At 36.9% G+C, this 12705-nt stretch carries 8 protein-coding genes and 1 pseudogene; 2 read left to right on the top strand and 7 right to left on the bottom strand.

All coding sequences use genetic code 11. From position 1 onward, the window contains the following. Positions 1-157: pseudogene (locus RBATCC27255_RS06265) on the top strand (SPFH domain-containing protein); the annotation flags it as partial. Between the two features lie 1085 nt (positions 158-1242). On the opposite strand, the gene RBATCC27255_RS06255 reads toward RBATCC27255_RS06265, so the two are convergent. From RBATCC27255_RS06255 to RBATCC27255_RS06225, 7 genes are read right to left on the bottom strand one after another with little or no spacing between them, the layout of a single operon-like run. Next, on the bottom strand, positions 1243-1899 hold the full coding sequence (locus tag RBATCC27255_RS06255) for an HAD family hydrolase (RefSeq protein WP_101029223.1): 657 nt from the start codon (positions 1897-1899) through the stop codon (positions 1243-1245). Beyond that, complete coding sequence (locus tag RBATCC27255_RS06250) at positions 1896-3491, bottom strand: polysialyltransferase family glycosyltransferase (RefSeq protein ID WP_101029222.1); 1596 nt, start codon at positions 3489-3491, stop codon at positions 1896-1898. The genes RBATCC27255_RS06255 and RBATCC27255_RS06250 overlap by 4 nt, the downstream gene beginning before the upstream one ends. Positions 3492-3499: 8 nt before the next feature. Then, complete coding sequence (locus RBATCC27255_RS06245) at positions 3500-5590, bottom strand: HAD family hydrolase (protein ID WP_101029221.1); 2091 nt, start codon at positions 5588-5590, stop codon at positions 3500-3502. Beyond that, on the bottom strand, positions 5590-7203 hold the full coding sequence (locus RBATCC27255_RS06240) for an aldolase catalytic domain-containing protein (protein WP_101029220.1): 1614 nt from the start codon (positions 7201-7203) through the stop codon (positions 5590-5592). Before RBATCC27255_RS06240 ends, RBATCC27255_RS06245 begins: the two co-directional genes overlap by 1 nt. Continuing rightward, the gene (locus RBATCC27255_RS06235) at positions 7196-7888 is read right to left on the bottom strand and encodes an acylneuraminate cytidylyltransferase family protein (RefSeq protein WP_101029219.1); all 693 of its coding nucleotides are present in this window, start codon (positions 7886-7888) and stop codon (positions 7196-7198) included. The genes RBATCC27255_RS06240 and RBATCC27255_RS06235 overlap by 8 nt, the downstream gene beginning before the upstream one ends. Positions 7889-7890: 2 nt before the next feature. Next, a complete protein-coding gene (locus tag RBATCC27255_RS06230; RefSeq protein ID WP_147639976.1) occupies positions 7891-9399 on the bottom strand; it encodes a hypothetical protein in 1509 nt (502 codons plus the stop codon). A gap of 5 nt (positions 9400-9404) precedes the next feature. After that, a complete protein-coding gene (locus RBATCC27255_RS06225) occupies positions 9405-11111 on the bottom strand; it encodes a hypothetical protein (protein WP_101029217.1) in 1707 nt (568 codons plus the stop codon). Positions 11112-11341: 230 nt separating this feature from the next. Here RBATCC27255_RS06225 and RBATCC27255_RS06220 point away from each other — a divergent pair. Further along, a partial coding sequence (locus tag RBATCC27255_RS06220) for an RHS repeat protein (protein WP_147639975.1) occupies positions 11342-12705 on the top strand: 1364 nt, incomplete at its 3' end.

Genomic DNA, 12705 nt, shown 5'->3' with positions numbered 1-12705 from the left:
GCAGGCACACGCATATGTAATTGAAAGACTCGGAACATATCATGTAACATGGTCAACAGGACTTCATGTAAAAATTCCGTTTATCGACAAAATTTCAAAGAAAGTTTCATTAAAAGAGCAGGTAATCGACTTCCCTCCACAGCATGGAGTGAATAAAACGATACCTTCTTCTAAATCTTAAAAAGTAAGTGCATATCAGAAAATTGAAGATAATCAATAACAATTACTTATTTAATATTTTTAACATCTGAGCCATGGGGCTCTTTTTTATGCCTAAAATTCCTGTGAACTTACTCCAAAGACAAAAAAGAGAATACGAGCGTTTGACAGAAATCTATGGTAATTGCCCAAAATATGTTCTCACAGCAGATGAGTTCTCAGGAGCAACCTACGATGGTATAAAGACGGTGCACATAGCAGACTTACCATGGTCGGCTGTGGTTCAGTGGCAGAATCAATATGTGCAGCCACCTTAGTATTGTTGCCATAATTGACCGCAGTTACACATAGGGACTCTATAAAAGCCATTATTACGACGGTGATTGCAAACAGACTTATCTTAATTGAGCCGAACAGACCTATTTTTTCACTGCCGCTTGTAATTTTGAAACTTGAAATTTTGTGATTATTGCCGTCAAAATTACCCTTGTAGTCGTAAGATTTTACAATGATCGAAGAAATTTTTATACAGATATAATAATGAAACCAAAAATATCGGAATAAAAATAAACCTCCCGCAACGAGTTAAATCCGGTGCAGGAGGTCTTGCTATGCAAATATTTATATGGTTTTAATGTCAATAGTTGAGTCAAACCGAAAAAGAATAAAATAAAAAATCATGTGATAGTATACTGCCTAAAGCAGAAAATTGAATTTTAAGCAACAAGCTGATTTTGCTTTTTAGCACAATCAGTTTTCTCGAAACCGCAAGGCAATAATGGAAACAGATAATTTAAAGCTTAAGAGGAAGTTTTTCAATTACAAAAGCAGAAACAGTAATAATGAGAAAACGTGAAATCAAAGTTCCTAGTTATAGGAACGGCGGATACGAATCATAGATAATCAGCAAATACAACAGCAATGCAAATTTTATCGAGTAGAAATTTATGCCCAATGTAACTGTACGACAAAATCAATCTCAGAATCAATAGATGTTATATACATGTTTTTCGCATATCTTCCCGAGGTCCTTAAGATAATATATAAAACGAATATTATCAAGTGTTTGAAGCACTATTTTTCTCAGTTGATTTTAAAATATTCTGTCAGTTCAACAGGGGAGTCAACGGTGTCAAATCTTGAATTGGTTTTGTCGCCTTTTTTGATACCAAAACCGTAGGTGACGCCAAGAAAATCAACTCCGGCAATTTCTGCACCGTTTTTGTCATACACAGAATCTCCGACAAGCACAGCATTTTTTGCAAGACATTTTTGTTCAAACAATACTTTGGTAACGGTGTATGCTTTGGTGCATTTTTCTGTACCGTTCCAACCGTGAATTATATCAAAATATTTTGCAAGCCCTGCATTTTTTAGCATGGATTTTGCATATTCTTCAAGCTTGAGCGTTGCCACTCCAAGCTGATAACCGTCTGATTTCAACTCGCTTAACGAAGTATCAATCCCATTATAAGCACTGAATTTTGTAATGCCCTCGTTTGCATACAGTTTTCTGTATGTGTCAATTGCCTTTGCAAGAGTTTCTTCATCGGGTATATCATAAAGTGTTCTGAATCCGTCGGAGAGCGGACCGCCGATTACAATGCTGTCGTTCTCAACTGAATTTTTCCTTAAATTAAGCATGCTTGCAGTTTTGTGATAGCAATGCAAAATTCCGTCCGAAGTATCGAGCAATGTGCCGTCAAGGTCAAATATAATCAGCTTTCTTGTATTTTTCACAGTACAATACCCCTTGCCTCAAGCCTTGCGTCAACAGCTTTTTTGTTTTCAATATATCCGTTGAGCCGCTTTTCCGTTGCTTCAAGAACACCCTCAAGCATTTTAACTTTTTCGCTTTCACTTTTTGAAATTGAATGTAAATCAATCGTTACTCCTGTATATTTAAGCTCTTTTGTCAAACTGAAATTTTCAGCATTTTCAAGAGCTTTTTTATTTTCTGAATACAAATAAATCACTTCCTGATGAGTTTTCTCTGTTCCTTTGATCTCAATGAAAATCGGTCTGATTTTTGAAAAAACTTTCTTGTCAGTTCCGTCAAAATATATGTGTAACTGTTCTTCATTAAGAAAAATTATCCAACCTCTGTTCTGCTTTGATGAAATTAAAGCTGAGATATCCTCAATTTTTCTGTTTTCACACAGCCTGTCCGAAACAATGGCATATCCGTCAAAATCCGATATTTCATTGCTGAATCTGAATTCAGTCTGTAAATCGTCATTTTTGGCAAGTTCTTCAAGCAGAAGTTCATTTCCGTTTGTAACAATACTGTCGTTTTTGCCAAGATATTTTGCAAGTTTAACCGCCGCATAGTATCTGTGGATATGTCTGAAATCGTCCATAATGCGGTTGTCAAAGCAAATCATTCTGTCACAAAAATTGCCGAGATTCTTGACTGCTGTTGAATATGCCGCAATTGCGGTTTTAACCCGTCCGTCAAAAACATAGGGGAGAAGCTCCGACGGCATTGCAAAAGGCAGCACAGTACAACTGTTGCCGAAAATGTCCTTGTATCTGCCGGCAATATCATCGGGATGTGGCTTTATTGCAATGTGTGTGTTTTCAAGAAAATAATCTGCAAAAAGTTCATACAGCCTGTGCTGGTCACAAAGCGGCATAATTCCCAAATTTGCCATATGCTGAGTGAGTATCAGACTTGTATTTTTATTCGTCTTAACCGTATTATTCACACCAAAAAACGAAAGTACTTTGTCAAGCGTGTGTTCATCAAGATTTTCAAGAATTCTTTTTACTGAAAAATCGGTCATTTTAGGGTGAGTGAAACCCTCTGCTTGTGCCTGAGCGTCTGCAAGTATTTCAACACAGCTGTCATTTTCTCCAAAATATCCGAGCGTGTTCATCAAGACGGTCTGTGTTTTGTTGCGGCTCATATTCGACATCATAAACCTGTTGTCGGAAAGCACACCGCAGCCTTCTTCAAAGCAATGATATTTAATCTTGTTTTTGATAACATACCAGCCAAAAGGAAAGTGGTCGGGACAAAGATACAGTTCATCTGCCAAATTTGGGGTTATCGGAAGACCCCTTTTTATTTCTGCGCAGGCTGATTTTAAAATCGAATTTTTAGAGCGGTGTTTTTGCTCATTTTTCTTGATATTTGCGTTTACTTCCGATTCTTTAAGTAAAAGTACATCGTCAAATATGCCTGAATTTTTGTATCTGTCTAAAAATGCAACCGAATTTTTGTGAATGTCAGAGAGCAATAATACGGCGGTATCGTCTTTTTTGCGTGTAAGTCGATGAAGTACACAGCATTGTATGTGATAAGTGGTAAGTGCGTAGTATAAAATCATAGTTTATCTCACTTTACAAATTCGTTTTCAATCAGTTTACCAAGACTGCCGGTTTCAAACGATGCAGAACCTACGGCTCTGTTTACGGGGTAGTCGGCAAAAAGATTGCTGAAATATTCGGGACAGGAAATAACCTGTCTGCAAACGGCATATGCGTCACTTCCGCAAATGTTCATCATACACGGATATTTGGCAAAATGTTTTGTGTAGTCATTTACAAAATCGTGAATACCGTCCTGAATTTCATTTATCATACTGTATCCCTCAACCTCGGGATAATCAAATTCATACTTTATTCTTCCGTCATCGTCAAAATCAAAGCCTATGAATGACGGTGCGGGAGCGCTGAGCATAATTTCGGTAAAAGCTCCGTACATACGCTTTACATCGTGATCACGGCGGATTTCACGGTTGATTCTCTGCGAAAACATATATGATGTGATTATGTCGTTTGTCATCTGCGGTTCGATTATATCCATATCGTGAAGATAGGTTGAGCCTGCAACAAGTCCTCTGACCTTGCAGTCAAGCTTCCATTCATCCTCAATAAGGTACCTCAGAGCGGAAAATCCGCTTGCCGCCCAGCCTATATCAACTATAACGGCACTTTTGCTGTTTCCGACAGCCGCTTTATAGTAGGATTTTGCGGCGTTGTTACTGCGCCTGTAATGCTCTGTAACAATATCCCAGTGTATGGTAAACACCTTGACAATGTCCTCATAGTTTTCTTTTGTAAGCAAGGTGTCTGCAGTAAGCTCCGCCTCGTCAAGAAACGGCTGCATTTCTTCAAGGTCCATAGCCTTCAAAATCTTTGCAATTGTCATCTTGCGAGGAATTTTGTACTTTATATATCGCAGTAAAAGTTCATTTTTGAATCTGTTTACGGTAAGCTTTGTTGCGGCAGAGCGTGACCAGTATACATATTCCGTGTTGCTGTCGGGATAAAGTCGGTCATACACGGACTTTAAAATGTATCCGTCACGGGAGAGAAAAAGGATTTTATCAATCCCATGATTTTTGCAGTAATCATTTATGAATTTGCAATATCCGAGTACAAGAAAGCCTGCATAAGTGTAACCGAATTCGTAATACTGCGAATACTGCTTATCACCGTTTTGCAGTTTTGCGTTGACAATTCCACGGTATGCCGAGCCGATAAGTGATGTCATATCGAACGCTCTGTGCGCATTTCCTCTCGGATTTACACCCTTATACCATACGGGTTCAATATCGCATTTTCGTGCCGAACGATTGTCCGAAACAATGTTATCGCCGATATGAATATACTTTTTCTCAACTCCGTATTGCTCCTTTATGTATTCATAAAGCAAAAGCGAACGCTTGCTTGCATTGTATTCGTTTGAAACAATGATATTGTCAAAGCCTTCATATCCGCATTTTTTAAGCATTTTTTCAATAACATCTTTTGAAAGATACATATCCGAAACGGCAATAATTGTCTTTCCGAGATTTTTTGCTTGCAAGAAAATTTCTTTCATATACGGGTTTGCAAAGCACAAATCAAGCTCTGTTTCAATTTCATACTGCATAGCCTTGTCAATATCAAGCAATACAAATCGTGACAGCTTTTCATAGATATCACGCAAAGTCACCTCATAAGTGCCGTTCTTTTCAAAAGCCTCCTGCCTTGCAAGCTTTTCTGCAAGTTCACGGTAACGCTTGAATCCGGGACATTTATTCTTTTCGCCCAAAAGGAAGAACAGCGACTTTGGATCATCAAACGGGCGTAAAATCAGTGTGTCAAAAATATCAAAGGATATAATATCGTTTACAAGAAACTTTTTTGCCATAAGTGTGGGGGACTGTCTTTTGGCAAAGCTTGACTCCGGAGCGCTCACGCAAGGCTTTATTGTATATTTTTTTCTTTCATATACTCTCGGCTTTGCTCCCGAAACACTTCCGAGTTTGCTTGATAAATGCAGAGAGGTGAGGTAAAACATTCTTCTGAAACGACTTTTGTCGGTATCCCCGTACTTATAAAAGCCTTCAAGCACAAAGCGATTTTTCATTACGGCTTTAAGTTTAAATTTTTTAGCTTTTCGTTTCAGTTTTCGCTTTGTATTCTGAATCGTACTCATCACAATTTTTTATCGCTCCTTGTTTTTTCGGTATCATAAATTGATGTTGTAACGAACTTAATTTTCATCTTTTCTTTAAGCTTTTTAAGCTCTTTTGATATTGCAAGGTTTTTTTCTTTTAAAAGAATCGGATCGTAAACACCGCACATATTCTTGTTTATGTAATTTGAAAGCGGATTTTTGGTGAATCCGTCATATCCTGCAAGTGCAACCGACTTTACCGACGCTTTTTTCAAAAGTTTAAGTACCATAAGACCTGAACTGTCCGAAGCGTCATCTGTTGCATTTATAAGTTCCGAATAGTTTATGCAGACTGCTTTTTTCGGAAGATTTTTTATGTTAGATGTGAACACGGTCTTTTTTAAATTAAGCCTGTCCTCAAGCTCGGAATATCTGACTGAATTTCCGACAAAAACAATATTCGGTTTTATGTAGTCCGGAATAAAATTAACCGAGATTACAAAGGGCTTTTTCTTTGAAATATATTTCAAAATCGAACCTTTTTCACTTTTTACAGTAGAGCCGGGGGAGATAACAAGCACATTTCTTCCGTCAAGCTTTTTACGCAGTCTGTCAAGAATTTCAATATCATCAACTGCATTGCTCTGGTATTCCTGATAAATTTTTTCAATAAGCGCTTTGTTGAAAAATCGCTTTTCTTTTTGCGGAATCTGCTTGAGTATACTTCCGATTGCAGGCATTGAAAGCGAATGCTTTGCCATGAGATATGACGAATAATTCGGATGACAATTGTTTGCGGCTGAAAGAAAATAAGCCGAATTATAGCCCCACGGATTGCTGAGTGAAATCGGAATAAGGTAACGGTCAACAATTTCAAGAACAGGCAATACATCATAGTTCTTTGAAAATGTTCGGTTGAGGTAATCCATAAATAATTCACTGCAAAGATTACCTGCACCTCGTCCCATTCCGTTTGCACTGCAGTCAATGATTATATTTCGCTTTGTATTGTACTGTGAAAGCGCCTGTGCATTTGAAAATGCAAGCTGAAAATTATTGTGCGAGTGATAACCAAGGCTGATTGACGGTTTCAGATTGTTGTCAACGAGAAACACCTGACGGATAAGGTCTTTTTCATACATCACACCGAGAGTATCTACAATATAAAACGCATACGGTTCAAGTTTATTTATTCTTTCAAGCAAATCAAGAAACTGTTTATCGGTATAATTTGTAGTTCCTACAGGCTGCATAAACAGCTTGTAGCCTTTACTTTTTATAATTTCAGCCCATTCAAAGGCGAGATCAATTTCATTTGGATGAAATGTAAGTCTGATTCCGTCAAGTACAGTTGAATCTGCCTCTGAAAGTAGCACGGGATTGATTTCACGCTCACCGATTGCAATCATCGCAACATACATCGTGTTCATACTGCTGTCTGAACTTACAAGCTCATTGAGTTGTTCAACACTGTTGTAGAGCGAATAGTCGGGATCATAAGGCTTGTTTGTCAGAAAACCGCATTCTACTATATCTGTGTTTGATTTTGAAAAGTTAAAAAGCATTGTTTCAATTGCTTTTCTGCCAAAATGCCAGTTGTTTACATACCCTCCGTCACGAAGAGTACAGTCAAGAATTTTTATATTACTCATTGTTACCGTTATTATCGCTTTCTGTATTATTCTTAATGTAATGATCAAAAATTACCTGTGCAAGGTCAAAATCAATCGGATTGTTGATGTCGGTTGCTTCAATAAAATCAACAGTTACACCGTATGGATTACTGCCGATTCTTCTGCCGTCTTTAATAAGCTTTTTAGTGTAAACATAAAGGCCAGTTGTTTCCGCAAACACATTTTGAATATCCTGTGTCCTCGGAATCTTGTTTGTGTTGTAACAAGCGGCGCCGTCCATCCACAAAAATTCCTGAATCGGCTTTACGGTAAAGGCAGAATCATATTCCTCATTTTTTACCTTATCAATTGCAGTTTCAATTGTTTTTGCTTTGATAAAGGGCGCTGTTGCATGGGCGAGCACATAAATATCTGCGTCAACATCTTCCGCAAATGCTTTAAGCACATCAATAATCAAAGTGCTTGATGTGTCAAGGCTTTCGCTTCTTTTAAGAAATTTAATGCCGTTAGGAAGATACTTTTTAACTTCCTCATTACTGCAATAAACATATGTTTCGTCAATACCTTCAACTTTTGTAAGTGTGTCAAGAATGTAGGTGAGAAGAGGTTTTCCTCCTTTAAATGCCTTTGTGTTCTTACCGGGTAATCTTTCATTGTTTAATTTCATCGGCACGAATGCCACAACTTTTTTCTTGTTTTCCATTTTTATTTCTCCCATTCAATATCTCTTGCAAGTTTTGCTTTTAACCGTTCAATACTTTCGCTGTCAGCTTTTTTGCAGCGAACAGCAATGTCTGCCTGCGTATATCTAAGCTGTTTGCGAATAATGAGCGATTCAAGCTTGTTTTGAATTTCTTTATCATTTGTATATGCAAATATCATCAGCTGTTTTTCTCTCATAAGACTTGAGTCTTTCGGAGTGAAGTCAGCGGTGACAATATATAAACCGTCAGTCGGTATGTTAGGATTGAAATTTATTATGTTGCCAAGGTTTAGTAACAGCGAAAGTCTGTAATCATAAACATCAAGATTATCGACTTTCTCCATATCGCCGTCAATCAAAGTATCACCGTTATCTAAAGCAATGCCGTAGCGATTCAGAAAGTTCGTAATCTGAGTTTCATTTATATTGCGTATTGAACTTACATTGCGAATACCAAGTTCTTTTAATAACAAAGTTGCGATAAACATATCGTCAATTCTTTCACGGTTTGTTTCAATGTCGGTTGTGAAGTAGTAGGAATGAACTGCAAACTTGTCAACGCCCCTGATTGATGTTGAACTTGCCGTTAAAGCCATATCAACCTCACGGTCGATGACAAACGGTAAAAGTTCCGACGGCTCAGACTTTTCAAGCAGAATACAGTCAGAAAAAATTCTTCTGTAATTTTGCCACCTGTCCTTTGGGTGAGGTTTTACAACAAGCACATACTCATCATTGCACATATAATCGACAAGCGTTGTCATCATTAATTCCTGTAGGTCAAGGTCTTTGATTTTGAGTGTGTTCAAATCCTGAGTAAGATAAAGGCAAATCTTTTTGTCGCTTCTGATTTTGTGAGGTATATCGCCAAAGAAGTTTAGAATATCCTGTACTCTGTCGGGAATTTTGTATTTTAAAATATCGTAAATACAGAAATCTTCCGCCTTTTCATCATAAAATCCTTTCTGCTGATGACGAAGGTCACACAGCTTTGACTTGACGCAACTGTTTCGTCCCATACAACCAAGATATTCATTGATTATATGATTGGTCATATTGTTGCTTTTGGTAATTGAAAGATATCTTGACTGTTCCGAAAGCATTCCGCTTGCATCTTCAAAATAATGATAGGGAATACTTTTGCTTGTAAGATAAATACCGAGTGAATGTTGGTCTGATGCAACATAGATTTCCTCAAATTTTGTTATGTCCTCATCAAGCCAATTTTCAAATGTTTTAGAAATATTTTCAATTACGGATTTAATTTCTTTTTCACTGCTTGTATTATCAAGTGCATTGCCTTTTTTTAGCTTGAATTTTTGTTCGGGAACATATCTTGCTGTTGTAAAAAATCCCGAATCAATCACCTGCTTTAAAAATGATTTTCTGCTTTTATCAGGCTTTATGTATTCAAGCATCAAAAGCTCTGCGTCATCATTTGGATGATATGCCAGTTTGTGTACTATACAGCACAGAAGATGATACATTGTAGATGCGTGGTATAGAATCAATATAATCACTCCTGAGTAATATTTTTTAAGCGTTCAATTCCGCTCAAATAAAGTGAAAGTGCGTCCTCACCGCTAATCTTGCATTTGCAATCGGTAATTTTTGAGTATTTCACAAAGTCATTTGCAAAGTCACATACGGCGGTGTATATTTCTTTGAGGATTGCCGTGTCAATTTTCTTTGAATAAACCCAATGCTTTTCCGATTTGTCAATTTTCCAAAGTAACGGCTTGTTGCCTTGAATGATTTCAGAAAGAGGTAAAATATCGTTGCTATCGGCACAAAGGTAGTTGCTCATGGTAATTCCGTTGTAAACGATGTTTTCATCTATTTGCGAAAGCACTTTTGCAAATTCTGCACTTGCACATTTTTCAGGTAAATGGTCGGCAGTGACAACAATATTACTATCTGTGATAATCTCTTTAACCGCACTTTTAACACCCTCACTGTCTTTATCAATCCAAGCAGTCGCCATAATTTTGGCAAGTTCATTCGTATTGATATCTCCGTTAATTTCAGAAATCGGATATCTCATAAGTTTGTCAAGAACACCAAGTTTTGCATATCTGAAAATCGGCATTTCGGGAATGATTTTTCGCCATTCGGCAACGGTTCTGTATTTATCCGTCGCAAGAGCTGACCACGGAAAGAACATCAGTTTATCGGTGCTTTCGCTTAATATTCTGACTGTCTGAGCAAATATTGAGTTTTCGTCACAAAAGAAAATCATTTTTTCTGCATTGTGTAATCTTTCAACGCATTCCGATGCAAAACCTACAATTGCGGGAGCAATGCACATATATCCAAGCTCGTATTCATTGCTCATTCTTTTTATTCCGCTGAAAAGGTTCATACCGCATATCGTGTTGTACAGCATTTTGAATTTTTCATCTTTAATAGGATTGTCAATGTGTTCCATAAGAACGGTAGGACAGCGGTAATACATTTGCCTGCAACCCATTTTTGCATACCTTTTAATAAAGTCATAATTGTTACTCATAGCACAGGTATGGTTGTTGTCATCTGTTTCAATAACATCGTTGCTTACGGTGTTCACAATAAGTTCGTCATAACCTATTCTGTACTTATCAAGCAGATGTTTGACAAAATCTTTCGGATATATTGACTTTATCACAACCGAAACTTTCATATCGTTACAGCGTGCAATATCAATCATACGCACAATGTATCTGTTCTCTAAAAACGAGTTTTTAAGCAACGAAAGTTCAAGTTTGTAATCAATCAAAGTTTTTAGTTCAGCATTGATTTTTTTGTAAATTTCAGAAAGAGCAAGGCTTTGCTTTTTATACTTTTTCCTCAATAAAGCAAAGCCTTTAACTCCTGTTGCTTTTTCAATCTCAGCAAAAATTTCATCATCACTTTTTATCTGTGTCAAGGCACTGCCGAATATGTCGGTAATAAGATGTGAGTTATCAAGCATACCCGATGCAAGTTCACAAATTGACGGTCTTACGAATATTTGCGAGAGATAATCCTTGCCGACAGTCTTTGTGAAAATCCGTTTGTTGCAGAACGGAAGTCTGCACAAAATATTGATTTTTATAAGTTCGAGTCCGAATTTGACAGGATTGTTTGTTGCCGCCTCACGATTTTGATTTTGCAGACACATACAATAAAAATTCACATCGTCATTTCCCGTGGTGAGTATATTGTAAATCTTTCTGACAAAATCAAGTGATAGTTTTTCTATCATTTTATTTCTACCCCGATATTTGATTGAAACTGAAAATACCGATTTAATCAGCACTTTTTCAAATTTCGTTCAAATTATATTCCTTGATTTTATCTTGGTCAATAATAATAACTAACTATTTACAGTAAAAATACAATGGCTTTACATTCTGCAATGATTTGTAAAACAACCTATATTTACTTTACAAAATCGTGGGTGAATACTGCTAAAAACGAACTGTAATATTTGTCATGTTTTCCAAAAATAATGACAAGACAATATCCTATGTTGCATTTGCATTTGTATATGGTTATAATGAAAATGAAATGACGGTTACCAACGCTGAACTGAATATTTTAGCAACGGGGTATGTGACTAAACAATCAGAAGATTCAAAAGATGATTCTTCAGTCAGTGCAGGTAATGAATCAGACGATGATACAGAGGTTGACAATTATGTTGATTATGAAGTATTGTCCGAATCTGTTGATAAAACAAAACCGTTTATGCAGACAAGTTCAGAATATGACAGCACAGGCAATTATGGTACTTCCGAAACCAATGAACAGGGAAGTACAACAAAGTATTCTTATGATACAAACGGCAACAAAACAGCCGTCACAGACGGAAATGGTAATGTAACTAATTATACATACGATACGAACGGAAATGTATTGTCCATAAAGAACGGTACTTCCGGAAATGATTATTCCTATACAGGCTCAGGCTCTGTATCGAAAATCGCTCATAACGGTTTTAGCTATTCATTTAATTATGATGTATTCTATAACCTTGTTTCAACTAAAATAGGCAATGTTGCAATTACAAGTAATACCTATGATAGTAACGGCAATCTCGCAAAAACAACCTACGCAAACGGTGATTATTTTGAATACACTTATGATGATTACGGCAATATTTCTGTAATCACAGGCGAAACAGGCAAAATTGCCGAGATGATTTACAACAAGCAAGGTCTTGTTACAAAAGCAGTTGATTATTCAAGCGGTGAAACCTCATATTACTACTACACATTTGACGGTTCGCTTGAAAGCGAATATCGTACATCATCAGACGGCAGTCTTACTCATTATATTGTTACCGATTCAAACGGCAATACAGTTGAAAAAACATCTGTAAACGGTCAGACAAAGACTATTACAACAGGCTCAGATGATGACGGAAAGTCATTTGTAAGCAATGACGGTGTAACTAACGAAACATCAACCGATGATTTCGGAAGAGTGTCAACTGTAACAACAAAACAGAACAAGAGCGATACCGTATTTACAAAGCAGTATTCTTATTATCACGGCAGTGAAAGTAATGCTACTACAAATATGGTTGGCGGTATCAGTTATAAGTTGAGTTCTGATAGGGTTCTGGATTACAGCTATAATTACAACGATACAGGTAATGTAGAGAATGTGTATGAAAACGGCAAAAAGGTAGCCGTATATACATACGATGAACTAAATCAGCTTGTATGGTATGCAGATACCCGAACAGGTCGCTATATCAGAATAGTTTATGATAACTACGGTAACATTCAAAAAATGGAATCGTATTCACTCGGAACTAACTGGGCACCTGTAAAATTACTTGAAACAAGAAC

The organism is Ruminococcus bromii (assembly GCF_002834225.1).
GTDB lineage: Bacteria > Bacillota > Clostridia > Oscillospirales > Acutalibacteraceae > Ruminococcoides > Ruminococcoides bromii.
Note: the sequence above shows the minus strand (reverse complement) of the source record. Positions and strands in the feature narration are given on the sequence as shown.